This is a genomic window from Rhodococcus sp. M8 (assembly GCF_015654185.1).
In the GTDB taxonomy this organism is placed as follows: Bacteria; Actinomycetota; Actinomycetes; order Mycobacteriales; family Mycobacteriaceae; genus Rhodococcus; species Rhodococcus aetherivorans.
In genome coordinates this window covers 227941-252358 of the sequence record NZ_CP064065.1, presented here as the reverse complement: position 1 = coordinate 252358, position 24418 = coordinate 227941, and the positions used below count along the sequence as shown (strand labels likewise).

Below are 24418 nucleotides of genomic sequence, written 5' to 3'. Positions count from 1 at the left end.
ACTACGGAGTCCTTAGTCCGCTATGGTGTCGTCCACGCGACGCGCAACGCCCGATCGGCACCGCGGGCGGTGATCGCGCCCTTCCGCAGCGCCCATTCGACCGGCTTGAGCGCCGCGGCGGGCAGGCGGAACTTCTGCCGGAGTGCAGGGCCGGGCACCTCGGCGTTGGTGCTCCAGCCGTGGACCCCCCACCGCTCGGCCGCCGCGGCCCGGGCGCGGGCCACTCGGGCGCGGACGTCCTCGGTGCTCTCCCCCGCCTCCCCCATGAGGGCGCCGGTGGCCACCGTCTCCATCCGGACCCGCAGGTCCACCCGGTCCAGCAGCGGACCCGACAGCCTGCCCAGGTAGCGACGTCGGGCGGTGGGCGGGCACACGCAGTCGGCGTCGCGCGGCGGGGCACACGGGCACGGATTGGCGGCGAGGATCAGCTGGAACCGCGCCGGATAGCGCGCGACGCCGTCGCGGCGGGCGATCCGCACCTCGCCGTCCTCGAGCGGGGTCCGCAGCGCCTCGAGCGCCTTGGTGCCCATCTCGGCGACCTCGTCGAGGAACAGCACGCCCCGGTGTGCACGGCTGACCGCGCCGGGTTTGGCCATGCCGCTGCCCCCACCGACGAGCGAACTGACCGAGGCGGTGTGGTGCGGAGCGATGAACGGCGGGTCGGTGACGAGCGGCCGGTCCGCCGACAGGGTTCCGGCGACGGAGTGGATCGCGGTCACCTCGAGCGCCTGTTCCTCCGTCAGCGCCGGCAGCACGCCGGGAAGCCGCTGGGCGAGCATCGTCTTCCCGATTCCGGGTGGGCCGGTGAGCATCAGGTGGTGCGCGCCGGCGGCGGCGATCTCGATGGCCCGTCGCGCCTCGTGCTGACCGACCACCTCGCTCATGTCCGCCCGCCCCGGCCGCTCCCCCACCGGCCGGGGACCGGGCCGCTCGAGGGGGCCGTCTCCGCGCAGCCACAGCACCACCTCGGTGAGGGTGTCCGCCCCGTAGATGTCGATGCCGTCGACCAGCCCGGCCTCGGACATCGTGGAGGCCGGGACCACCACCCGCTCCCACCCGGCGCGTTTGGCGGACAGCACCGCCGGCAGTACCCCGCGCACCGACCGCACCCGGCCGTCGAGCGCCAGCTCTCCGAGCAGAACCGTCCGCGAAACACCCTCGGGCGGAATCGACTTGGCGGCGTTGAGCACCGCACACGCGAGGGCGAGGTCGTACACGCTGCCCACCTTCGGCAGCGTCGCCGGCGACAGGGCCAGCACCACGCGCGAATCCGGCCATTCACCACCGGAATTCGTCACCGCCGCGCGCACCCGATCCCGGGACTCCTGCAGCGCGGTGTCGGGCAGGCCCACCATCTTCACTCCCGGCAGGCCGCGGCCGATGTCGGCCTCGACTTCCACGACCTGCCCGTCCACCCCCGTGACGGCCACCGAGTACGCCTTCCCCAGCGCCATCACAGCACCTGCCGCCGGTGGGTGATCAAGGGTTCGCCCCGCTGTGGGAGCAGCACCGTGACCACGTCGACCCGCACCCGCCGCCACCGTTGCTGCCGTCCGGACAACCACAGCGCGGCCAGTCGGCGGATCCGGTCCGCCTTCACCGCGGTCACCGCCTCGGCGGGCGTGCCGTATCCGAGGCCGGTGCGGGTCTTGACCTCCACGAACACCACCGTGTCGCCGTCCTCGGCGATCAGATCGAGTTCCCCGTACCGGCTGCGCCAGTTCCGCGCGAGCACCACCATGCCCGCCGACTCGAGAAACTCGGCCGCCAAGTCCTCCCCCAGCGCCCCCACCTGCTGATTGCGTCCCATCCCCGTCCCTCCCTGTGTGGCGACCACTGTGCGCCACGCGAAGGTCCTCCGCGGTCCGCACCGGGCCGGATCACGAAATCTGTGGATGAACTCGCCGGGTGTGGACAACTTCGGCCGACGCGGAGGAGGCCCGGAACGGCACGTGGCCGAATGTCACACCGCTTCGATCAGATCGAAGGAATGTGACATTCGGCCACGTACGGGAGGTCGTAGGGGCGCTACCCCAGCTTGTCGGGCAGGCGCAGGTCCGGCTTGTCGAGCTCTTCGATGTTGACGTCCTTGAAGGTGATGACCCGGACGTGCTTGACGAAGCGGGCGGGGCGGTACATGTCCCACACCCACGCATCGGACATGCGCACTTCGAAGTACACCTCGCCGCCGGAGTTGTGCGGCAGCAGCTCGACCGCATTGGCGAGATAGAACCGTCGCTCGGTCTCCACGACGTACGCGAACTGACCGACGATGTCCCGGTACTCCCGGTACAGCGAGAGCTCCATCTCGGTTTCGTACTTCTCGAGATCCTCGGCACTCATCGGTCTCGGTGTCCTCCCGTTCTGGTGTGTTGATCCATCATCCCGCATCCGCCTCGTCGGAGCCGAATCGGCCGGGGCCGGCGTCGTCGCCGAGGAGGGCGGCAACGTTGGCGTACCGCAGCCGATGCTCCCGGCTGGGGCCGAGGTCCCGCAATGCCGCCATGTGCGCGGGGGTGCTGTAGCCCTTGTGGACGGCGAAGCCGTAGCCGGGCAGTTCGCCGTCGAGGTCGACCATGATCCGGTCCCGGGTGACCTTGGCGAGCACGCTCGCCGCCGCGATGCAGGCCGCCGCGGCGTCGCCGCCGATGACCGGCAGCGACGGCGCCGGCAGGCCGGGCACGCGGAAGCCGTCGGTGAGGACGTACCCGGGCGCGACGGACAGCCGCATCACCGCGCGGCGCATGCCCTCGATGTTGGCCACGTGCACGCCGATGACGTCGATCTCGGCCGCCGGCACGATCACCACGCTCCACGCCACCGCGCGACGGCGGATGATCGGGAACAACTCCTCGCGGGTCTTCTCGGTGAGCCTCTTGGAGTCGTCGAGGCGCGCGAGCGACGGGTGCGGTTTGGGATCGAGGATGCAGGCGGCGACGACCAGCGGCCCGGCGCAGGCGCCGCGGCCGGCCTCGTCGACACCCGCGACCGGCCCGAGCCCGCACCGCACGAGCGTCGACTCCATGGTGCGCAGGCCCGCGGACCTGCGGATCACGGCACGCGGCGGCCACGACGTCACGGTTGCTGGATCTCCGGGGAATCGATGGTGCCCCACCGCGACGGCGGCAGGACGATGAACCGGGCCTTGCCGATCACGTTGTCGATCGGGATGGTGCCCTGGTTCTCGTCGGCGACGTGGTAGCGGGAGTCCGCGGAGTTCGAGCGGTTGTCGCCCATGACCCAGATGTGACCGTCCGGCACGGTGACCGGCCCGAAGCACCGGCCCGAGCGCACCTCGGTCTCGCAGGTGACCACGCCGGGTGTGAACGGGAAGTCCATCTCGATGTACGGCTCGTCGAGGGGCTTGCCGTCGACGAGGACGCGGCCCTGGTCGTCGCAGCATTCGACGGTCTGCCCGCCGACGGCGATCACACGCTTGACGAGGTCGTTCTCGTCGGGCGGGACGAGTCCGACGAGGGATCCGACCTCCTGCACGCCGCGGATCACGACGTTGTCGGAGCGAGTGGAGACGTAGCCGGTGGACCAGGAGTCGGGGCCACGGAAGACCACGACGTCGCCGGGCCGGGGGTCGCCGAAGCGATAGCCGATCTTCTCGACGACGATCCGGTCGCCGGTGCAGCCGGGGCAGCCGTGCAGCGTGGGTTCCATCGACTCCGAGGGGATGAGGTAGACCCGCGCGACGAAGGTCTGGAGCAGGAAGCTCAGCACGAGTGCGACGAGGATCAGGACGGGCAGTTCCCGCAGGAACGACTTCTCCTTCTTGTCCTGTTTCCGATCGCGTTCGGGGGTGTCGTCGGTGCTGCGCTGCTGCATCTCCGGCACGGCCGGGTCTCGCGATGAATCTGCCACCGAATCAGAGTAGCCCGGCCCGGAACGAATCCGGACCGGGCTACTCGGGGCCTGGCGGTCAGCGCGACGAGGTCAGCGCTTTTCCTTGATCTTGGCGGCCTTGCCACGCAGCTCGCGCAGGTAGTACAGCTTGGCGCGACGCACGTCACCGCGGGTGACGACCTCGATCTTGGCGAGGTTGGGGCTGTGCACCGGGAAGGTCCGCTCGACGCCGACGCCGAACGACACCTTGCGCACGGTGAAGGTCTCGCGGATGCCACCGTTCTGGCGACGGATCACGACGCCCTTGAAGACCTGCACGCGCTCCTTGGAGCCCTCGATGACCTTCACGTGCACGTTCAGGGTGTCGCCGGCACGGAAGTCCGGAATGTCGTCGCGCAGGGACTTGGCGTCCAGGAAGTCCAGGGTGTTCATCGGTTGTCATCCTCGCTTGTTCGCATGAGCAGAGGAACCGAGCGGCAGCCGCCGGAAGGCGGTGCTCGACTGGTTCGTGCCCAGGTCAGGTATGCGTGCCCGAGCCGGGCAACCCGTCAATTGTGCCAGACGGTGCCGGGGTGGCGGAAATCGGCGGGGGCGCGGCGTGCACCGTGCGGGCCAGTTCGGCTTCGGCGGCGACGCGGGAGTGCTCGACGGCCCCGTGCACGGTGTCCATCGTCGGTTTGCCCGCGACGAGGTCCTGCACGAAGATCTTCGCCCGGATCACCGGGCGCCGATAGCGCCTCTCGCGTTCGATCGCGCGGCGCATCTTGCGGACCTTGCCGCTGTAGCGCCACCGCGCCCAGGGGGCGCCGGGCCGCGACAGGCGCACCGCGCCGATCACCAGCAGTGGGAAGACGAACAGGCCGATCAGGCCCGTCCAGATCTTGCCCTTGGCCAGCACGACCGCCGCGAGGGCGAGATTTGCGAGCGCGGAGAGGGCGATCAGCGTGCGGGTGACCCACGACGGGTCCTCCCGGAAGTTGGTGACGTCGGCGAACTCGAGGGGCTGCAGGCCGAGCAACACCAGGCCGGTGACGGCGATCGCGACGAAGACCGCATCCACCGAGACGCGTCCCTCCTGCTCCCAGTACACGTCGTTGAGATAGAAGATCAGGGCGAACTCGTCGAGCACGAGCGCGGTCCCGATGCCGAAGAGCGTGGCCAGGGCCGCTCCGGTGGTCTGCGTGCCGTCCTCGTAGACCGCGATCAGGGACCCGCCCGCGATCACCATGGTGACCACGCCGAACACCACGTGGTGCACGTGGTGTCCGCCGGGGGTGACATTGCCGGGCCACCAGCGCACCTGGGCGCGGATCATGCGGACGCTGAATCGGATGAAGAGGAACGCGAGGAGGAAGCCGAGCAGGAAGAACAGCAGCGGCAGCCGCCCGCGCTCGATGATCTCGCGCTGCAGCCACTCGGTCACCGCAGTCACCGCGCGATCGCCCTCGGAACGCCGTCGACGAGGCGGAGCGGGTCCTTCGGCGCGCGGCCGGTCGTCACCGTGGGCTGCATGCTCCCGAGGATGTCAGGAACCGGGCCGCGCCGGTAGTCGGCGCGGCCCGGGGCGCATCTACTTGCCGAATCCGGCACGCCGCAGCGCGTCCGCCATCGATCCGGCGGCGGGCGCGGCGTCCTGGCGACGGTCGCCGCGGCGGCCGCCCTGCCCCTGCCGCTGTCCGCCCTGCCGCTTCCCACCCTGCCGCTGGCCGCCGGGCCGGCGCCCGCCGCGGTCCTGCGGACCGCCCGGGTCGGCACCGCCGGTGGGGGCGCCGGGGGCGGGGATCTCGTCGTCGAGGCGCAGCGTCAGGCTGATCCGCTGCCGGGGCACGTCCACGTCGAGCACCTTGACCTTGACCACCTCGCCGGACTTGACGACGTCGTGCGGGTCCTGGACGAAGCTGCGGGACATCGCGGACACGTGCACGAGGCCGTCCTGATGCACCCCGACGTCGACGAACGCGCCGAACGCCGCGACGTTGGTGACCACACCCTCGAGCACCATGCCGGGCTTCAGGTCGGCGACCTTCTCCACGCCGGCGGCGAACGTCGCGGTCTTGAACTCCGGGCGCGGGTCGCGGCCCGGCTTCTCGAGCTCGGCGATGATGTCGGTGACGGTGGGCAGGCCGAAGCGGTCGTCGACGAACTCCGCCGGCCGCAGCCGGCGCAGCACCGCGGTGTTGCCGATGAGCTCGCGCACGTCGCCGCCGTTCCGTTCGACGATGCGACGCACCACCGGGTACGCCTCGGGGTGCACGCTCGAGGTGTCGAGCGGGTCGTCGCCGTTGGGAATCCGCAGGAAGCCGGCGCACTGCTCGAACGCCTTCGGACCGAGGCGCGGCACGTCCGTGAGGGCCTTGCGGGTGCGGAACGGGCCGTGCTGGTCTCGATGGGCGACGATGCTCTCCGCGAGGGACGAGGCGATGCCCGACACCCGGGCGAGCAACGGCACCGAGGCGGTGTTGACGTCCACGCCGACGGCGTTCACCGCGTCCTCGACGACCGCGCCGAGGGAGCGGGCGAGCATCGTCTCGGACACGTCGTGCTGGTACTGGCCGACGCCGATGGACTTGGGATCGATCTTGACGAGCTCGGCGAGCGGGTCCTGCAGGCGCCGGGCGATGGACACCGCACCGCGGATCGACACGTCGAGATCCGGCAGTTCCTTCGACGCGTACGCCGACGCCGAGTACACGGACGCGCCGGCCTCGGACACCACGATCTTGGTGAGATTCGTGGCACCGGACTTGGCGATCAGCTCGGTGGCGAGGGCATCGGTTTCGCGGGAGGCGGTGCCGTTCCCGATCGCGATCAGTTCCACCCCGTGCTGCGCGACGAGCCGCGCGAGGGTGGCCAGGGCCTGGTCCCACTTGTTGTGCGGCTGGTGCGGGTAGATCGTGTCGTGCGCGACGACCTTACCGGTGGCGTCGACGACGGCGACCTTGGTGCCGGTGCGGAAGCCGGGGTCGAGTCCCATCGTCGGCCGGGTGCCGGCGGGGGCGGCGAGCAGCAGGTCGCGCAGGTTGGCGGCGAACACGTCGACGGCGTCCTTCTCGGCGGACTGCCGCAGCCGCATACGGGTGTCGAGGGCCAGGGAGACCAGCAGCTTGGTGCGCCACGCCCAGCGGACGGTGTCGAGGAGCCACTTGTCGGCGGGCCGGCCCTCGTCGGCGATGCCGAAGCGGGCGGCTATGCGGCCTTCGAAGTAGGTGCGCTGCCCGGGCTCGGGTTCCTCGGTGTCCGGCTCGAGCGACAGGCTGAGTACCTCCTCCTTCTCGCCGCGCAGCACCGCGAGGATGCGGTGCGAGGGCAGGTCGGTGAAGGGCTCGGAGAAGTCGAAGTAGTCGGCGAACTTGGCGCCCTCGGTTTCCTTGCCGGGACGCACGGTGGACTTCAGCTGTCCGCGGGTCCACATCGCGTCACGCAGTTCGCCGACGAGGTCGGCGTCCTCGGCGAAGCGTTCGACGAGGATGGCGCGGGCGCCGTCGAGCTGTTCGGCGCTGTACTGCGCGGGATCGGTGGTGGGGTCGCCGATCAGGGCGTCGGCGACGGGCTCGTGGCCGGCCTCCCGCGCGATCTGCGCCTTGGTGCGCCGCTTCGGCTTGAACGGCAGGTAGATGTCCTCGAGCCGGGCCTTGGTGTCGGCGAGGAGAATCTGCGTGCGCAGCTCGTCGTCGAGCTTGCCCTGCGACTCGATGGATTCGAGCACCGCGGTGCGGCGCTCGTCGAGCTCACGCAGGTATCGCAGGCGTTCCTCGAGCAGCCGGAGCTGGGCGTCGTCGAGCGTGCCGGTGACCTCCTTGCGGTAGCGCGCGATGAACGGCACCGTTGCGCCGCCGTCGAGCAGGTCGACCGCCGCGGCGACCTGACCTTCCCGGACGTCGAGTTCCTCGGCGATGCGCTGATTCACGGTCTTGAGAGCGGTCGTCACAGCGGTCGACCCTACCGTTATCCTTCCTCCGCCCTCGGTGACGCGCGTGGGCGCGCCCGTCTCCGAGGTGGACGGTGGGGCGAGCTCGCCGGACAATCGACTACAGGAGCGTGGGAATGTCCCGGGTGCGCGGCGGCCGCTGGGCGGTGCTGGCGCTGTCGTTGCTGACGGCGGCGACGGTGGGTTCGTGCGGCCCGGAGCCGGTCGTGTCGCCGGTCGCCCTGCCGTCCGCCGCCGTCGAGTCCCCGGGCCCGCTGGAACCGTTCGGTTCGCTGCCCGACCGGATGACGGCCGCGGCGGCGACCGCCGCCGGACGCGGCGCCGACGTGTCGATCGCCGCGCTCGATCGTCGGACCGGGCGCCGGGTCGTCGGGGGCGTCGACGCGCCGATCGAGACCGCGTCGGTGGCCAAGCTGTTCATCGCCGACGACCTGCTGTACCGGGCGGCGACCGGCGAGTTGCCGCTCGGCGGCAGTGACTACGACCGGATCACCGCGATGCTCGAGTCGTCGGACGACTCGGCGGCGAACGACCTGTGGTTCCGGCACGGCGACTCGGAGATCGTCGAGCGCACCGCCGCACGGCACGCGTTCACCGGCACCGTCGCGCCCGCGGACGGGCTGTGGTGGAATACCGTCACCACCGCGGCCGACCTGCTCACCTGGTACGCGGACCTGCTCGACGGCACGGGCGGGCTGGACGAGTGGGGCCGCGCGACGATCGTCGGGCACCTGCGGGCCGCCGCTCCGGTCGGCGCCGACGGGTACGACCAGCATTTCGGGTTGCCGGACGGGCTGGTCGACACGACGGGACTCGGCGTGAAGCAGGGCTGGATGTGCTGCCTCGACGGGCGCTGGATCCACCTGTCCACGGGGTTCGTCGGCGAGGACGAGCGGTATGTGCTGGTGGTGCTCGCCCGCGAGCTCGTGCATTACGACGACGGCGACGACCGGTGGGCCGATCTGCCGGACACGGCGCTGTTCGACGTGACCGGGGATGCGAGTGCGCAGCACGCGCGGGACACGGTCACCGAGGTGGTCCGCACGGTGTTCGGCGGCGCCGGCGCGCACTGACCGTGACCGGTCAGTCGGCGAGGAGGTCGGGTCGGCGTTCGCGGGTGCGCTCGAGCGCCCGCTCCCGGCGCCATGCGGCGACCTTGGCGTGGTCCCCGGACAGCAGCACCGGCGGCACCTCGAGGCCGCGCCAGCTGACGGGGCGGGTGTAGCTGGGGCCCTCGAGGAGGCCGTCGGAGAAGGAGTCCTCCTGGTGGGACTGCTGATTGCCGAGAACGCCGGGCAGCAGTCGCACGACGGCCTCGGTCATGACGAGGACGGCGACCTCGCCGCCGATGAGGACGTAGTCGCCGATGCTGACCTCTTCGACCCGGACCCGGCGGGCGGCGTCGTCGAAGACGCGCTGGTCGATGCCCTCGTAGCGGCCGCAGGCGAACACGATGCGCTTCTCGCCGGCCCAGCGCTGCGCGGTGGCCTGGTCGAACGGCACGCCGGCCGGGGTGGGGACGACGAGCAGCACGTCGGGGTCGGGTTCGCCGTCGGGGCCGGCGAGCACGTCGTCGAGGGCGGGCCCCCACACCGTGGGCTTCATGACCATGCCCGGTCCCCCGCCGTACGGGGAGTCGTCGACGGCCTTGTGCACGTCGTGGGTCCAGTCCCGCAGGTTGTGGATCCCGACGGAGACGAGGCCCTTGTCGATGGCCTTGCCGAGCAGCGCGACGCGCAGCGGCTCGAGGTATTCGGGGAAGATGGTGACGACGTCGAATCGCACGGGAGGTTATGTCTCCGAGCCGAAGTCGGGGTCGAGCAGACCCTCCGGCGGGTCGATCTCGATGACGCCGCCCGCGAGCGACACCGTCGGCACGATCGCGGTGACGAACGGGATCAGCAGTTCGCGCCGTTCGTCGCCGGCCGGGCGGACGGCGAGCAGTTCGCCGGCGGCGGTGTGCAGCACCTCGCGAACGGTACCGATCTCGGTGCCGGCGTCGGGCCGGCCCGCGACGATGCGTACGGCCAGGCCCTCGAGCTCGTGGTCGTAGAACTCGTCCGGGTCGTCGGACGGCGGCAGGTCGGCGCTGTCGACGAGGAACAGGGTGCCGCGTAGGGCGTCGGCGGCGCTGCGGTCGGCGATCCCCCGCAGGCGCAGCAGAAGCCGCCCGGAGTGTTCCCGGGCGGCTTCCACCGTGTACGTCTGCAGGGTCTGCTCGCGGGGCTTGCGGCCGTGCAGCACGGCGCCGACGGCGAAGCGCTCCTCGGGTTCGTCGGTGCGAACCTCGACGACCACCTCACCCTTGATGCCGTGCGACTTGGCGACACGGCCCACCACGAGCTCCACCGCGGCGCGCCTACTGGTCGGTGTCGACGACGTCGACGCGGATCCCACGGCCCCCGATGCCGGAGACGAGGGTCCGCAGGGCGGTCGCGGTGCGGCCGCCACGGCCGATGACCTTGCCGAGATCGTCGGGGTGCACGTGCACCTCGACGGTGCGCCCCCGACGGCCCGTGATCAGCTCGACGCGCACGTCGTCGGGGTTGGCGACGATCCCACGGACGAGATGCTCGACGGCATCGGCGACAACGGTGCTCATTACTCGGCAGCCTCGGTGGACACGGAGGACTCCTCCGCGGTGTCTTCCTTGGCGGCCTTCTTCTTCTTGGGCGTGACGGCCTCGGCAGCCGGCGCGTTCTCGGCCTGAGCGAGGGCGGCCTGGAACAGCTCGAGCTTGGACGGCTTCGGCTCGGCCTTGCGCAGGGTGCCCTCGGTGCCGGGGAGACCCTTGTACTTCTGCCAGTCGCCGGTGATCTTGAGGAGGTTCTCGACCGGCTCGGTCGGCTGCGCACCGACGCCGAGCCAGTACTGGGCCCGCTCCGAGTCGATCTCGATCAGCGAGGGCTCTTCCTTCGGGTGGTACTTGCCGATGGTCTCGATGGCGCGGCCGTTGCGGCGGGTGCGCGAGTCGGCAACCACGATGCGGTACTGCGGGTTGCGGATCTTGCCGAGACGGGTGAGCTTGATCTTGACAGCCACTGCTGTGAATCTCCTTCGGCGCATGCGAAATACGCCTGTCACGTGCAATTCGGACGACGTGCCCTTCTGGCACGCCCGGTTTTGCCTCTATCCTGTGACCGCCGCGCGGTACGTAACCGGATGCGACGACAGCGATCCATTCTGCCAGATCCGCTCGCCGGGACGAAAACGGGAGGTCAGAGCAGAAACAGCAGGCTCAGCGCGGGCAGGGTGTTGTTGAGCGAGTGCGCCACCCAGGAGGAGAACACCGACCCGCCGCGCAGCCGCGCGAACCCCATCGCCGCTCCGCCCCACAACAGGACCGGCAGCCGCCACCACTCCTGATGCCACATGGCGAACACGACGGTGGTGATCGTCAGGACGCCGATCGGGCGTCCCCACCATCGCTCGGGCCGGCGTTCGAGCGCCCCCCAGAGCATGCCGCGGAACATCAGCTCCTCGCCGAGCGGGGCGCCGAACCACACCCAGGCCACGAGCAGCAGTTTCCACACCGTGGGCAACCCGACCAGGGCGGTGAGCGGGGAATCGGCGGCGTCGATGCCGAGGGCGACGACGAGGATCGCTGCCAGGATCAGCGCGCCGAGCAGCGCGATTCCCCCGCCGAGCAGACCGATTCCGAGCTGGTTGCGGAACTCGGGCCACGACCGCGGCAGTCCGAAGTCGGCGACGGGTCCGCAGCCACGCCACACGCTGAACGCCACGGCCGCCGCCCCCGCGAGCAGGGTGGGGGCCATGATGGCGAGCACGTATGTCTCGGCGACGAAGCCCTCCCCGGCCAGGACCGGTCCCAGCGTGAAGCCGGCGAGGTTCACGGCCAGCACCACCAGCGCGGCCGGGAGGCCCCACCGGTGCGCGGGGGGCGAGGGCGCGGGCCGGGGCGGGGCCGCAGCGGTCTCCGGGTCGGGTGGCTCGGGGACGGTCATGCGAAGGCGGCGCGGCGGGTGACGACGGCACCCCGGAGCATCACCAGGCCCGGCCGGGCCAGCACGTCCGGCCCGGTCCGCGGATCCAGCTCGTACACCGTCAGGTCGGCGGGGGCGCCCGGCTCGAGGCTCGGATGCCCCAGCCAGGCCCGGGCCGTCCAGCTGGCGGCGCCGAGCGCCTCGGTCGGGGTCAGCCCCACCTTGCCGAGGGCGGCGACCTCGTCGGCGATGCGACCGTGCCGCACCGAGCCGCCGGCATCGGTGCCGGCGTAGATCGGGATCCCGGCGTCGTGGGCGGCGCCGACGGTGTCCGCGACACGGGCGTGCAGGTCCCGCATGTGCGCCGCGTAGACCGGGAACCGGGTGGCCGAGTCGGCGATCTCGGGAAAGTTCTCGATGTTGACCAGGGTCGGCACGAGGACCGTGCCCTGCGCGGCCATGGTGGCGATCGTGTCGTCCGTCAGCCCGGTGCCGTGTTCGAGGCAGTCGATGCCGGCGGCGAGCAGGCCGGGCAGCGCGTCCTCCCCGAACACATGGGCGGTCACGCGCGCTCCCGCGCGGTGGGCCGCGGCGATCGCCTCGACGAGGATCCCGTCCGACCACAGCGGCGCGAGATCGCCGGTGCCACGGTCGATCCAGTCGCCGATGAGCTTGACCCAGCCGTCCCCCGCGCGGGCCTGGCGAACCACCTCGTCCGGCAGCTGCGATTCGTCTTCGAGGTCGACGGGCAGCCCGCGGATGTAGCGCTTGGGGGCGGCGATGTGCCGTCCCGCGCGCACGATCCGCGGCAGGTCGGCCCGCTCGTCGAGGTGCCGGGTGTCGACCGGGGATCCCGCGTCGCGCAGCAGCAGCACCCCGGCGTCGCGCTCGGTGACGGCCTGCGCGATCAGCCCGTCCGCGTCCTCCGCGCCGCCGCCGAAGCGGATCCCGACGTGGCAGTGGGCGTCGACGAGACCGGGCAGGATCCAGCCGTCGGCGGTGAGCAGCTCGGCCCCGGGGATCGGCTCGGCGGCGAACGTGCCGTCGTCGCCGATCCACAGCTCGATCGGTTCGCCGTCCGGCAGGGACCGTCCGCGCAGGGTGAACGCCACGGCGGACTACTTCTTCGGCAACTTCAGCTGCGAGAGGTCGAAGTTCTCGAGACCGGGCGGCAGCTCGTCGAGGCCCTTCGGCATCTTCGACAGGTCCGGGAACCCGGCGGGCATCCCGCCCATGCCGGGCATGCCGGCGGGCATGCCACCGGGGAATCCGCCCTTGATCTTCGGCGGGGTCGGCCCGCGGCCGCCCTTCTTGCCCTTCTTGCCCTTCTTCGCGCGCTGCGGCTTGCGGGACCCGGGCATGCCCATGCGCCCGGCCATCGCGGCCATCATCTTGCGGGCTTCGAAGAACCGGTCGACGAGCTGGTTGACGTCGGAGACCTTGACGCCGGAGCCGTTGGCGATGCGCAGCCGCCGGGAGGCGTTGATGATCTTCGGGTTGGCGCGTTCCGCCGGCGTCATGCCACGGATGATCGCCTGGATCCGGTCGAGCTGCTTCTCGTCGACGTTCGCGAGGGCGTCCTTCATCTGTCCCGCACCCGGCAACATGCCGAGCAGGTTCGCGATCGGGCCCATCTTCCGTACGGCCATCATCTGCTCGAGGAAGTCCTCGAGGGTGAGTTCACCGGAGCCGATCTTCGCGGCGGTGGCCTCGGCCTGCTCGGCGTCGAAGACCTGCTCGGCCTGCTCGATGAGGGTGAGCACGTCGCCCATGCCGAGGATGCGGCTGGCCATGCGCTCGGGGTGGAAGACGTCGAAGTCCTCGAGCTTCTCACCGGTCGACGCGAACAGGATCGGCTGACCGGTCAGCTCGCGGACGCTGAGCGCGGCACCGCCGCGGGCGTCGCCGTCGAGCTTGGTGAGCACCACGCCGGTGAAGCCGACACCGGCGCGGAACGCCTCGGCGGTGCTCACGGCGTCCTGGCCGATCATCGCGTCGAGCACGAACAGCGTCTCGTCGGGCTGCACGGCGTCGCGGATGCCGGCGGCCTGGGCCATCAGCTCCTCGTCGATGCCGAGGCGGCCGGCGGTGTCGACGATGACCACGTCGTAGTGCTTGGCGCGGGCCTCGGCGACGCCGTCGCGGGCGACGTTCACCGGGTCGGCGGCGGTGATGCCGAGCGGGTTCTCGCCGCCGCCGATGGAGGTGCCGGGGTGCGGGGCGAACACGGACGCACCGGCGCGTTCACCGACGATCTGCAGCTGGGTGACCGCGCCGGGCCGCTGCAGGTCACAGGCGACCAGCAGCGGGGTGTGGCCCTGGTCCTTGAGCCACTTGGCGAGCTTGCCGGCGAGGGTGGTCTTACCGGAACCCTGCAGGCCGGCGAGCATGATCACCGTGGGCGGGGTCTTGGCGAACTGCAGCCGCCGGGTCTCGCCGCCGAGGATCCCGACGAGCTCCTCGTTGACGATCTTGACGACCTGCTGGGCGGGGTTCAGCGCGCCGTGTACCTCGGCGCCCTTGGCTCGTTCCTTGATCTTGGCGATGAACGAGCGCACCACGGGCAGGGCGACGTCGGCCTCGAGCAGCGCCAGGCGGATCTCCCGGGCGGTCGCGTCGATGTCGGCGTCGGAGAGGCGCCCCTTGCCGCGCAGGTCCTTGAGGGCTCCGGTCAACCTGTCGGAAAGGGATTCGAACACCGAATGCGCTCCTGGGTCTGGCGAAGATGCGGACAGTTCTGCGCTCCAGGGTAGCCGCTCGCGGCACGAGTTCTCGCACGTGCACGAGCGGCCGCCCCGCCCTCAGCCCTTGTCCTCGGGATTCTTCGGCTCCGGAGCGGGCACCACTGCGAGCACCGCCCGCTCGACCCGCTCCCGGTTCTCCCGGGTGTCGGAACCTCCCAGATCGATGCAGAACGCGTCCACGACGGTGCGGCCGAGGGTGGAAACCCGGGCCCAGCGCACGTCGGTGCCGCACCGTTCGAACGCGTCCGCGAGCCGGCACAGCATGCCCAGCCGGTCCTCGGCGCGCAGTTCGAGGATCGCCTGCCCCGGATCCGGGGCGTCGATCCAGATCAGGTGCGGCGGCGCCTGCGCGTAGGTGCCCGGCACGGCCCGCTCCGGGCGTTCGGGCAGCTGCGCCTCCCGCGCCGCCTGCTCCTTCGCGTCGAGCGTGGCGAGCAGGTCGAGGTCCCCGGCGCGGGCCCGGATGAGTTCCTGCCGCAGCAGACCCGCCGGCGGCGGGGCCCCGAACAGCGGCGCGACGGCGAAGCTGTTGACCGCACTACCGGCGTGGCTGCCCACCGAGGCGGACAGCACGCGCAGGCCGTGCAGGGCCAGCACCCCGGCGGCGTCGGACAGCAGGCCCGGCTCGTCGGGCGCGACCACCGTCACCGTGTAGGCGTGCGGGTTCTCGCCGGGTTGGAGCTCGACGTGGATGCCGCCCTGTTCCGCCTGCTCGGCGAGCTGGGGGTCGATCGGGTCCGGTCTCGGCAGCTCCTCCCCCGCCATCACCAGCCGGCAGCGCCGGACCAGCTCCCGGATGAGCGCCGCCTTCCAGTCGCCCCACACCCCCGGGCCCGTCGCGAGCGAGTCCGCCTCGGCGAGGGCGTGCAGCAGCTCGAGCAGCACCGGGTCGCCGTCGATGGCCTCGACGACGGACTCCACCGTGGCGGGGTCGTCGAGGTCACGGCGGGTCGCGGTGTGCGGAAGCAGCAGATGGTGGCGGACCAGCGCGGACAGCACGGCGACGTCGGACGGCCACAGACCCATCCGGCGGCCGATCTGGGTGGCGAGTTCCGCCCCGACGACGCTGTGGTCGCCGCCGCGACCCTTGCCGATGTCGTGCAGCAACGCCCCGAGCACCAGCAGGTCGGGGCGCGCGACGCGGGTGGTCAGCCCGCCGGCGTACACCGCGGTCTCCACCAGGTGCCGGTCCACCGTCCAGGTGTGCACGGCATCGCGCGGGGGCAGATCCCGCACCGCCCCCCATTCGGGGAGCAGCCGGCCCCACAGCCCCGTCCGGTCGAGCGCCTCGATCGGGTCGATCGCGCGGGTTCCCGAGCCGAGCAGCACGAGCAGGTCGTTCAGCGCGGTGCGCGGCCACGGTTCCCGCAGTTCGGGGGCGCTGTCGGCCAGGCGGCCGAGGGTGGACGCGGAGATCGGCAGGTCGTGCTGCGCTGCGGCCGCGGCGACCCGCGTGATCAGGCCGGGGTCCTTGCGCGGGTGCGCGTCGCGGGCCAGCGTCACTTCGCCGCCGTGTTCCACCACACCCTCGTCGAGCGGGCGCCGGACGGGGACGCGGCGCAGCCGGGACAGGCCCTTGCGGGGCAGCGAGTTTCCTGCCGTGCGTACCCCGACCTCCACCGAGTAGCTCACGGTCCGGGCCGCCTCGGTCAGCACGCGGGCCAGGTCGAATCGGTCCCCGATGCGCAGGGCGGCGCCGATCTCGTCGGCATCCTGGGCGCGCAGCTGGTCGCGGGCCCGGCCGGCGACGCGGTGCAGCTCGGTGCGCACGTCCAGCAGGCGGCGGTGCGCGGCCGCGAGCCCGCCGCCGGGAACGTCGGGCCCGAGCCCGGGCATGCCGTCGGTGAGCTGTGCGACGGACAGTGCGTTGAGCAGTTGCACGTCCCGCAGCCCGCCGCGGCCGCTCTTGAGGTCGGGTTCGGCCCGGTGCGCGATCTGCCCGCTGCGTTCCCACCGGGCCTCGGTCAGGGCGATGAGCTCGTCGAACCGGCTGCGGATGCCGGTGCGCCACTGCCGCCGCACGCCGCCGATCAGCAGATTGCTCAGTTCGAGGTCGCCGGCGATGTGCCGGGCTTCGAGCAGGCCGAGCGCGGCGGTCAGGTCGGACGCGGCGACCTGCAGGGCCTGCGGGACGGTCCGGACGCTGTGGTCGAGCTTGATGTGCGCGTCCCACAGCGGATACCAGAGCCGGTCGGCGACCCGGGACACGACAGCGGGGTCCATGTCGTCGTGCAGCAGGACCAGATCCAGGTCGGAGTAGGGGAGCATCTCGCGGCGGCCGAGGCCGCCGACGGCGACGATGGCGAAGCCGCAGTCGGGCTTGATTCCGAGTTCGGTTCCCTTGGTGACGAGCCAGAACTCGTGGAGATCGACGAGGGCGTGGCGGAGGGCGGGGGCGTCGAGCCGGCGGTTGCGGGTGCCGCCGGCGAGCAACTGGGTACGAGCCCGGGCGAGGTCGGTGGCGGCGGTGCCGGATCCGGCCGGCCCCGGAGACACCGGCGGCCCCGATCCCGCTGCGGAGGCAGCGGGACCAGGGCCGCGAGTTCCGGACCCCTTCGGGTCAGAGTGCATCGGCGCCTCGTTCACCGGTGCGCACTCGGACGACCGTTTCGACCGGGGTGACCCACACCTTGCCGTCGCCGATCTTGCCGGTGCGGGAGGCCTCGACGATGGTCTCGACCACCTTGTCGACGGCGGCGTCGTCGACGACGACCTCGACGCGGACCTTGGGAACGAAGTCGACGGAGTACTCGGCTCCGCGGTAGACCTCGGTGTGGCCCTTCTGGCGACCGTATCCCTGCACCTCGCTGACGGTCATGCCAAGCACACCCGCCTGCTCGAGGCCTGCCTTGACGTCCTCGAGGGTGAACGGCTTGACAATTGCCGTGATCAGCTTCATATCCTCATCCCTTCCCAGTCTCCAGTGCCCTGATGTCTTCTTATCACTTGAGGGCGGCGGCGAAGTCGTATGCCGACTCCGCATGCTCGGCCTCGTCGATGCCGCGTGCCTCTTCCTCCTCCGACACCCGCCAGCCGAGTGGCTTGAGCGCGAAGGCGACGATCACGGTGATGATGCCGGTGTAGACCAGGGCGGAGACTGCGATGACGATCTGGATCACGAGCTGCTTGTAGTCGCCGCCGTAGAACAGGCCCGTCTCGGTGCCGAGGAACCCGATCGCGATGGTGCCCCACAGGCCTGCGACGAGGTGCACGCCGACGACGTCGAGCGAGTCGTCGTAGCCGAACTTGTATTTCAGGCCGACTGCCAGGGCGGACAGGACGCCGGCGATCGCGCCGAGCACGATCGAACCGACCGGGCTGAGCGCACCGGCGGCCGGGGTGATGGCGACGAGGCCGGCGACGGCACCCGAGGCGGCACCGAGGCTGGTGCCCTTGCCGTCGCGGATGCGCTCGGTGAGGAGCCAGCCGAGGATCGCGGCGGCCGCGGCGGTGGTGGTGTTGACCCAGGCCAGGCCGGCCACACCGTCGGCGGCGAACGCGGAACCGGCGTTGAAGCCGAACCAGCCGAACCACAGCAGGGCGGCACCGAGCATGACGAACGGCAGGTTGTGCGGGCGGAAGGCGGTGCGACCGAAGCCCGCGCGCTTGCCGATGATCAGCGCCAGGACGAGCGCGGCGATGCCGGCGTTGATGTGCACGACGGTGCCGCCGGCGAAGTCGATGGGCGCGACGGTCGCGACGAGCCCGCCTTCTCCGTCGTCGGAGGTGCCGAAGATCTTGGCGGCGAGGCCGTCCTCGGAGCCGGAGAGCAGGCCGCCGCCCCACACCATGTGGGCGAGGGGGAAGTACGCGAGGGTGACCCAGATTCCGGCGAAGGCCAGCCAGGTGCCGAACTTCACGCGTTCGGAGAGGGCACCGCTGATGAGAGCGGTGGTGATGACCGCGAACGTGACCTGGAAGCCGATGTCGATGATCTGCGGGTAGTCGCCGAGGCCGGGCAGGAACTCACCGGCGTCGTCGTAGATGGCGCCCTGTAGACCGAACATCTGGAACGGGTTGGCGAAGATGCCCCCGATGTCCTCGGTGCCGTAGGACATCGACCAGCCCCACAGCACGTAGATCACCGCGATGACCGCCATTGCCCCGAAGGACATCATCATCATGTTCAGGACGGCCTTGGTGCGCGACATGCCGCCGTAGAAGAACGCCAGACCGGGCGTCATCAACAGCACCAGGGACGCCGATATCAGCATCCATGCCGCGTCGCCGGTGTTCACCACTTCCTCCACTTGCAACCTCCCTGTTGGCCGCGCCGGTCAGCGCGTCGTCGAGAGAAGAATGCTGTGGTGATGTTTCGGCCGGAGCGCCGCGCTGTTTCAGCGGAGTGAACGCAAATCGGACATGTGTTTCGTTCCTGTTTCGTGGCTCATCCACCGGCGCCGGCCGCCGAACCGGGTCCGTCGCACGGCGTTTCGCGGCGGTGCTCCCGCGAGCCGGGAGGGGGTGGATCGGGACGGATCGCGACCCGAGCCGGGACGGACCCGGCGGGGCCGGGTGGCCAGCGCGGCGAGCTCCCGCAGGAGCCTCTCGTCGCTGCTTCCCCGTCGCCACCCGCCCCGCGGGATCCGTCCGGCACCTGTTTCTACCGAACCGGAGTGGCAGATGGGAACCGAGTGACGATTTGTGACCTTTCCGTGACCAAAACCGGCCACCCGGTCGGAGGCCGGGTGGCCGGTGGTGAGCTGGCGGTGGTGCGGTGGATCAGCCCAGCAGGGCGTCGACGAATGCGCCCGGCTCGAACGGCGCGAGGTCGTCCGCGCCCTCACCGAGACCGACGAGTTTCACGGGGACCCCGAGCTCGTGCTGGACCTGGAAGACGATCCCGCCCTTGGCCGTGCCGTCGAGCTTGGTCAGCACCACGCCGGTGATGTCCACGACCTCGGCGAACACGCGCGCCTGCATCAGGCCGTTCTGCCCGATCGTCGCGTCGAGCACGAGCAGCACCTCGTCGACCGCGGCCTTCTTCTCCACGACCCGCTTGACCTTGCCGAGCTCGTCCATCAGACCGGTCTTGGTGTGCAGCCGGCCGGCGGTGTCGATGAGCACGGCGTCCACACCCTGATCGGTGCCCCTGGCGACGGCGTCGAAGGCGATCGCGGCCGGGTCGCCTCCCTCCTTGCCGCGCACGACCTCGGCGCCGACCCGCTCGGCCCACGTCTGCAACTGGTCGGCGGCGGCCGCACGGAAGGTGTCGGCGGCGCCCAGCAGGACGCGGCGGCCGTCGGCGACGAGGACCCGAGCGAGCTTGCCGGTGGTGGTGGTCTTACCGGTGCCGTTGACCCCGACGACGAGCAGCACCGCCGGGTGATCCTGGTGCGGCAGCGCCCTGATCGACCGGTCCAGCTCCGGGTGCAGCGCCTCGACCAGCACGTCCCGCAGGACGGCCCTGGCCTCGGCCTCGGTGCGCACACTGCGGGCGGCCATCTGCACCCGCAGCCGCTCGACGATCTGGGTGGTGGTGGCGGCACCGAGGTCGGCGATCAGCAGGGTGTCCTCGATCTCCTCCCACGAGTCCTCGTCGAGGTCGCCGCCGCCGAGCAGGCCGAGCAGGCTCTTGCCCACCGCCGACTGCGACCGGGCAAGTCGGCCGCGCAACCGGTCCAGCCGGCCCTCGGTCGGGGCGATCTCCTCGATCGGGGGAACGAGCGGGACAGCCGCTACCTCGGGCTCGGCGGTCGGCGGCGGGGCCACCTCGGGTTCGACGGCGGGTGCCGGCGGAGCTTCCTCGACCGGCGGGACGACCTCGACCGGCGTAACTTCCTCGACCGGCGGGACGACCTCGGACGGCGCCGGGGCGGTCTCCGGCTCGACGCCCGGGACGGGCTCGACCCTGGGGGCCGGTTCCACGGTGGGGGCGGCGCCGGCCTCCGGGGCCCGCTCGGGCTCCACCCGGGGTTCGACCGTCGGCGCCGGAGCCTCCGACACCTCCTGGGGCAGTGACACGACCTTCGGTTCCGGCACGACCTTCGGTTCCGGCACCACCGTCGATTCCGGAGCGACCGGCGGTTTGGGGGACGCGGGCGGTTCCGGGACCACCGGCGGTCTCGGAACCGGCCGCTCGACCGGCTGGGGCGGCGCGGTCGCGGTCGCCCCCTGGGTGAAGCTGAAGCCGCCCGCGGCCTTGTAACCGCCGGAACGATCCTTCTGCTCGGCGGTGCCGAGCTGCGGCGTCTGCTCGGCCGTCAGCGACACTCGCCGTCTCCGGTACAGGGTCAGGCCGACGACGAGCGCGACGAGGAGGACGGCAAGTGCCGCCGCGATGGCTATCCAGGCTCCGGTACTCACGCCCCCATACTGTCAGGCGCAACGGCCGCGCTCAGCTCTGGGCGAGAAAGATCCTGACCACGCATCCGCTGCGAGATGACGCGGGTGATGCCGTCGCCGCGCATGCTGACCCCGTACAGGGCGTCGGCGATCTCCATCGTCGGCTTCTGGTGGGTGATGACGATGAGCTGGGACTTCTCCCGAAGCTGCTCGAACAGCCCGATGAGCCGGCGCAGGTTGGTGTCGTCGAGAGCGGCCTCCACCTCGTCCATGACGTAGAACGGGGACGGCCGGGCCCGGAAGATGGCGACGAGCATGGCCACCGCCGTCAGCGACTTCTCGCCGCCGGAGAGCAGCGACAGCCGCTTGACCTTCTTGCCCGGCGGCCGGGCCTCGACCTCGATGCCGGTGGTGAGCATGTCCGACGGATCGGTCAGCACGAGGCGGCCTTCGCCGCCGGGGAAGAGCTTGGCGAACACCTGCTCGAACTCGCGCTCGACGTCCGCGTACGCCTCGGTGAACACCTGCAGGATGCGGGCGTCGACGTCGGCGACCACGCCGAGCAGGTCCTTGCGGGCGTTCTTGACGTCCTCGAGCTGCGTGGCGAGGAAGTTGTACCGCTCCTCGAGCGCGGCGAACTCCTCGAGCGCCAGCGGGTTGACCTTGCCGAGGGTCGTCAGGTCCTTCTCCGCACGCTTGGCGCGCCGCTCCTGGGTGGCGCGGTCGTACGGCTGCGGCTGCGGCGCGACGACCTGTTCTCCGCGTTCCCGCGCCTGTTCGAACTCGGCGATCTCGAGGTCGGACGGTGGCAGCGGCACCTCGGGGCCGTACTCGGCGACCAGATCGTCGGGCGCGATGGCGTACTGCTCGACGACGGCCTGCTCGAGCTGTTCGATCCGCAGCGCGGCCTGCGCGCGGGCGACCTCGTCCCGGTGCACCGCGTCGGTGAGCTGGGCCCGCTGCGCGGAGAGGTCGCGCACCCGCTCCTTGACCTTGTCGAGCTGTTCGGCCCGCTCGGCGCGCTGACGGGTCAGCTCGTCCCGGTGGGCGGAGGCCGCGGCGACCACCTCGTCCAGGTGGGCCGCGACCCGGGCGCCGGACTCGGCCACGGCCGCGGCGACGGCCGCGGCCTGCTTGCGGGCGCGCTGTGCCCGTTCGGCCCGGGCCCGCGTCTCGCGCTCGGCCTGGGCTGCGCGGCGCAGCGAGTCCGCCTTGCCGCGCAGCGCCTGGGCGCGCTCCTCCGCGGTGCGGGCCGCGAGCCTCGCCTCCATCTCGACGGCCCGGACCTCGGCGAGGGCAGCGGCGGCGACCTCCCGGTCGACGGCCGTCGAGTCCGTGCCCGGATCGGCGCCCGCGTCGCTCTGTTCCTGTTCGGCCAGCCGCAGCCGCTCCTCGAGCTCGACGACCTCGCGGCGGGCCGTGTCACGCTCCGTCTCGGCGTTGGTGCGCTGCGCCGCGAGGCGCTCGGACTCGGCGTGGGCGGCGCGCGCGGCCTGCCCGAGCCGGCCGAGCTGCTCGTACACCGCGGACATCGCGGCGTCGGATTCGTTGAGGGCCGCGAGGGTCTGTTCGGCCACCTCGGCGCGGGCCGCCTGTTCGGCCAGGGCGCCGGCGAGAGCCGCCGAGAGTTCCTCGGAGCGCCGGACCGCGCGGTCGAGGTCGGCGCGGGAGGCGTCGATCGCGGCCTGGACCTCGAGGGTGCTCGGCGCGCGCCCGGATCCACCGACGACCCAGCCCGAGCCGGCGAGATCACCGCTCCGGGTCACGGCCCGCAGTTCGGGGCGCACGTGGCACAGTTCGATCGCGGAGCGCAGGTCGTCCACGACGACGGTGCGCGCCAGCAGCGCGTCGAGTCCGCCGCGCAGTTCCGGCGGGCAGTCGATCACGTCCCGCACCCAGCGCGTCCCGTCGGGCAGGCTCGCCGGCTCGGCCGGCGCGGTGGTGCCCCCGGCGACGAACGCGACCCGGCCCCGGTCGGCGTCCACCAGCGCGGCGACGGCCGCGGCGGCCGCCGGGACCGAATCCGCGGCCAGCGCGTCCGCGGCCGGGCCCATCGCCGCTGCGACGGCGACCTCGTAGCCGGCCTCGACCCGGACGCGTTCCGCGAGGGGACCCGACAATCCCAGGTCGGGGCGGTGCTCGAGAAGCCAGGCGGCGCCGTCCTTGCGTTCGAGACCCATCGCCAGCGCCTCGATGCGCGCCCCGAGGGAGGCGACCTCCTTGCCGGCCGCGCGCTCGGCGTCCTGCAGTTCCTTCAGGCGGGCGTCGGCGAGACGCAGCGCCTCGAGGGCGCGTTCGTGCTGGGCGTCGGCGTCGATCTCGCCGGCGTCGAGGTCGTCGATGCGGGCCTGGGCCGTCTCGAACTCGGCCTGGGCGGCGACACCGCGCAGCCGGGCCTCTTCGATGGCGACGGTCAGCCGGGCCACCTCCGCGTCGATGGACTCGGCGCGGGTGCGCACGGTGTCGACCTGTCCGGCCAGGCGCGCGAGTCCCTCCCGCCGGTCGGCGACGGCCCGCACTGCGGCCAGGTGCGCCCGCTCGGCGGCCGCGGCGGCCTCCTCCTGGACGGCGAGCTGCTCCTTCGCGGCCTCGAGGGTGCCGTGGGCGACCTCGACGGCCTCGAGGAGTTCGGCCTCCTCTTCGGCGATGCGGTCGGCGCGGGCCTCCATCTCGTCCGGGTCCTGGCCGTCGCGGACCGCCGAGGCGGTGTCGAGGTGGCGGGCGCGTTCCTGGGCGATGCGCACGGTGGCGCCGAGACGTTCGGCGAGCGCGGAGAGCCGGAACCAGGTCTGTGACGCGGCCTCGGCGCCGGGAGTGAGTCGCGCGACCGCCTCCTCGTGGCGTGCGAGTTCGGCGTTGGCGTCGTCGAGCTCGGCGGAGACGTGGTCGAGTCGCTCGCGCAGGACGCGTTCCTGCTCGTCCTGGTCGGCGAACTCGGAGCGCCGGGTCACGAGGTCGTCGGCGGCGAGCCGCAGCCGGGCGTCGCGCAGGTCCGCCTGGATGGTCTGGGCGCGGCGCGCCACCTCGGCCTGGCGGCCGAGCGGCTTGAGCTGCCGGCGCAGCTCGGCGGTGAGGTCGGTCAGGCGCGCGAGGTTGGCCTGCATCGCGTCGAGCTTGCGGACCGCCTTCTCCTTGCGCTTGCGGTGCTTGAGGACTCCGGCGGCTTCCTCGATGAATGCGCGGCGGTCCTCCGGCCGGGACTCGAGGATGGCGGAGAGGCGGCCCTGACCGACGATGACGTGCATCTCGCGGCCGATGCCGGAGTCGGACAGCAGTTCCTGCACGTCCATCAGCCGGCACGAGTTCCCGTTGATCTCGTATTCGCCGGCCCCGTCGCGGAACATCCGCCGGGTGATGGACACCTCGGAGTATTCGATGGGCAGCGCGCCGTCCGAGTTGTCGATGGTGAGGGTGACCTCGGCACGGCCGAGGGGTTGCCGGCCGGCGGTCCCGGCGAAGATGACGTCCTGCATCTTGCCGCCGCGCAGCGCCTTGGCGCCCTGCTCCCCCATCACCCAGGTGAGGGCGTCGACGACGTTGGACTTGCCGGAACCGTTCGGCCCCACGACACACGTGATGCCCGGTTCGAACCGCAGAGTCGTCGCGGACGCGAAAGACTTGAAGCCCTTGAGCGTCAGACCCTTCAAATACATGTGCGAAAACCT

Annotated in this window: 20 protein-coding genes and 1 pseudogene; 1 reads left to right on the top strand and 20 read right to left on the bottom strand. The window is 71.7% G+C overall.

The genetic code is table 11. From position 1 onward, the window contains the following. Positions 1–29: 29 nt before the first annotated feature. The 8 genes and pseudogenes from ISO16_RS01135 to ISO16_RS01100 form a co-directional block, all read right to left on the bottom strand. Positions 30–1454 (bottom strand): annotated as a pseudogene (locus ISO16_RS01135) (YifB family Mg chelatase-like AAA ATPase); the annotation flags it as partial. Continuing rightward, positions 1454–1810: a YraN family protein gene (locus tag ISO16_RS01130; protein ID WP_006937458.1), complete on the bottom strand. Its 357-nt coding sequence runs from the start codon at positions 1808–1810 to the stop codon at positions 1454–1456. The gene ISO16_RS01130 and the pseudogene ISO16_RS01135, both read right to left, overlap by 1 nt. A gap of 218 nt (positions 1811–2028) precedes the next feature. Continuing rightward, complete coding sequence (locus ISO16_RS01125) at positions 2029–2343, bottom strand: DUF2469 domain-containing protein (RefSeq protein WP_003939014.1); 315 nt, start codon at positions 2341–2343, stop codon at positions 2029–2031. 37 nt (positions 2344–2380) lie between these two features. Next, the gene (locus ISO16_RS01120; RefSeq protein ID WP_006944319.1) at positions 2381–3079 is read right to left on the bottom strand and encodes a ribonuclease HII; all 699 of its coding nucleotides are present in this window, start codon (positions 3077–3079) and stop codon (positions 2381–2383) included. After that, the gene (gene lepB, locus ISO16_RS01115; RefSeq protein ID WP_050036344.1) at positions 3076–3834 is read right to left on the bottom strand and encodes a signal peptidase I; all 759 of its coding nucleotides are present in this window, start codon (positions 3832–3834) and stop codon (positions 3076–3078) included. The genes ISO16_RS01120 and lepB overlap by 4 nt, the downstream gene beginning before the upstream one ends. A 108-nt stretch (positions 3835–3942) precedes the next feature. Continuing rightward, positions 3943–4284: a 50S ribosomal protein L19 gene (rplS, locus tag ISO16_RS01110; protein WP_003939017.1), complete on the bottom strand. Its 342-nt coding sequence runs from the start codon at positions 4282–4284 to the stop codon at positions 3943–3945. A gap of 85 nt (positions 4285–4369) precedes the next feature. Next, positions 4370–5275 (bottom strand): hypothetical protein, encoded by a 906-nt coding sequence (locus tag ISO16_RS01105; protein ID WP_029543207.1) that lies wholly within the window; start codon positions 5273–5275, stop codon positions 4370–4372. Positions 5276–5422: 147 nt separating this feature from the next. Next, on the bottom strand, positions 5423–7780 hold the full coding sequence (locus ISO16_RS01100) for a Tex family protein (protein ID WP_072635082.1): 2358 nt from the start codon (positions 7778–7780) through the stop codon (positions 5423–5425). A 116-nt stretch (positions 7781–7896) separates the two neighbouring features. Here ISO16_RS01100 and ISO16_RS01095 point away from each other — a divergent pair, with 116 nt between their 5' ends. Next, positions 7897–8853, top strand: coding sequence for a hypothetical protein (locus tag ISO16_RS01095; RefSeq protein ID WP_072635081.1), 957 nt, complete (start codon positions 7897–7899; stop codon positions 8851–8853). Between the two features lie 10 nt (positions 8854–8863). Here the strand turns inward: ISO16_RS01095 and trmD are convergent, their stop codons facing one another. The 12 genes from trmD to smc all read right to left on the bottom strand — a co-directional run bounded on the left by trmD (position 8864) and on the right by smc (position 24406). After that, positions 8864–9565 carry a tRNA (guanosine(37)-N1)-methyltransferase TrmD gene (trmD, locus tag ISO16_RS01090; RefSeq protein WP_006933695.1) on the bottom strand — a complete coding sequence of 234 codons (702 nt, stop codon included), beginning with the start codon at positions 9563–9565 and terminating at the stop codon, positions 8864–8866. A 6-nt stretch (positions 9566–9571) separates the two neighbouring features. Further along, positions 9572–10129 carry a ribosome maturation factor RimM gene (rimM, locus tag ISO16_RS01085; protein WP_029543205.1) on the bottom strand — a complete coding sequence of 186 codons (558 nt, stop codon included), beginning with the start codon at positions 10127–10129 and terminating at the stop codon, positions 9572–9574. Positions 10130–10139: 10 nt separating this feature from the next. Further along, positions 10140–10382: an RNA-binding protein gene (locus ISO16_RS01080; RefSeq protein WP_006933693.1), complete on the bottom strand. Its 243-nt coding sequence runs from the start codon at positions 10380–10382 to the stop codon at positions 10140–10142. Continuing rightward, positions 10382–10822: a 30S ribosomal protein S16 gene (rpsP, locus tag ISO16_RS01075; protein ID WP_006933690.1), complete on the bottom strand. Its 441-nt coding sequence runs from the start codon at positions 10820–10822 to the stop codon at positions 10382–10384. Before rpsP ends, ISO16_RS01080 begins: the two co-directional genes overlap by 1 nt. A gap of 176 nt (positions 10823–10998) precedes the next feature. Next, positions 10999–11745 (bottom strand): CPBP family intramembrane glutamic endopeptidase, encoded by a 747-nt coding sequence (locus tag ISO16_RS01070; RefSeq protein WP_006933689.1) that lies wholly within the window; start codon positions 11743–11745, stop codon positions 10999–11001. Beyond that, on the bottom strand, positions 11742–12836 hold the full coding sequence (locus ISO16_RS01065; RefSeq protein WP_006933685.1) for an amidohydrolase family protein: 1095 nt from the start codon (positions 12834–12836) through the stop codon (positions 11742–11744). Before ISO16_RS01065 ends, ISO16_RS01070 begins: the two co-directional genes overlap by 4 nt. Positions 12837–12842: 6 nt before the next feature. Beyond that, on the bottom strand, positions 12843–14423 hold the full coding sequence (gene ffh, locus ISO16_RS01060; protein ID WP_006933683.1) for a signal recognition particle protein: 1581 nt from the start codon (positions 14421–14423) through the stop codon (positions 12843–12845). A 102-nt stretch (positions 14424–14525) separates the two neighbouring features. Then, a complete protein-coding gene (locus ISO16_RS01055) occupies positions 14526–17039 on the bottom strand; it encodes a [protein-PII] uridylyltransferase (RefSeq protein WP_072635103.1) in 2514 nt (837 codons plus the stop codon). Beyond that, positions 17029–17367, bottom strand: a complete 339-nt coding sequence (locus tag ISO16_RS01050; protein ID WP_006933679.1) for a P-II family nitrogen regulator — start codon at positions 17365–17367, stop codon at positions 17029–17031. Before ISO16_RS01050 ends, ISO16_RS01055 begins: the two co-directional genes overlap by 11 nt. 43 nt (positions 17368–17410) lie before the next feature. Beyond that, positions 17411–18718 carry an ammonium transporter gene (locus ISO16_RS01045; protein ID WP_072635080.1) on the bottom strand — a complete coding sequence of 436 codons (1308 nt, stop codon included), beginning with the start codon at positions 18716–18718 and terminating at the stop codon, positions 17411–17413. A 472-nt stretch (positions 18719–19190) separates the two neighbouring features. Further along, a complete protein-coding gene (gene ftsY, locus ISO16_RS01040; RefSeq protein ID WP_072635079.1) occupies positions 19191–20774 on the bottom strand; it encodes a signal recognition particle-docking protein FtsY in 1584 nt (527 codons plus the stop codon). After that, positions 20771–24406, bottom strand: coding sequence for a chromosome segregation protein SMC (gene smc / locus ISO16_RS01035; protein ID WP_072635078.1), 3636 nt, complete (start codon positions 24404–24406; stop codon positions 20771–20773). The genes ftsY and smc overlap by 4 nt, the downstream gene beginning before the upstream one ends. Positions 24407–24418: the final 12 nt, after the last annotated feature.

Excerpts from the sequence above, each read along its gene's own strand:
- ISO16_RS01130 (WP_006937458.1), bottom strand. The coding sequence starts at position 1,810 with ATGGGACGCAATCAGCAGGTGGGGGCGCTGGGGGAGGACTTGGCGGCC.
- ISO16_RS01125 (WP_003939014.1), bottom strand. The coding sequence starts at position 2,343 with ATGAGTGCCGAGGATCTCGAGAAGTACGAAACCGAGATGGAGCTCTCG.
- lepB (WP_050036344.1), bottom strand. The coding sequence starts at position 3,834 with ATGCAGCAGCGCAGCACCGACGACACCCCCGAACGCGATCGGAAACAG.
- rplS (WP_003939017.1), bottom strand. The coding sequence starts at position 4,284 with ATGAACACCCTGGACTTCCTGGACGCCAAGTCCCTGCGCGACGACATT.
- ISO16_RS01095 (WP_072635081.1), top strand. The coding sequence starts at position 7,897 with ATGTCCCGGGTGCGCGGCGGCCGCTGGGCGGTGCTGGCGCTGTCGTTG.
- ISO16_RS01080 (WP_006933693.1), bottom strand. The coding sequence starts at position 10,382 with ATGAGCACCGTTGTCGCCGATGCCGTCGAGCATCTCGTCCGTGGGATC.
- ISO16_RS01070 (WP_006933689.1), bottom strand. The coding sequence starts at position 11,745 with ATGACCGTCCCCGAGCCACCCGACCCGGAGACCGCTGCGGCCCCGCCC.
- ISO16_RS01055 (WP_072635103.1), bottom strand. The coding sequence starts at position 17,039 with ATGCACTCTGACCCGAAGGGGTCCGGAACTCGCGGCCCTGGTCCCGCT.
- ISO16_RS01050 (WP_006933679.1), bottom strand. The coding sequence starts at position 17,367 with ATGAAGCTGATCACGGCAATTGTCAAGCCGTTCACCCTCGAGGACGTC.
- smc (WP_072635078.1), bottom strand. The coding sequence starts at position 24,406 with ATGTATTTGAAGGGTCTGACGCTCAAGGGCTTCAAGTCTTTCGCGTCC.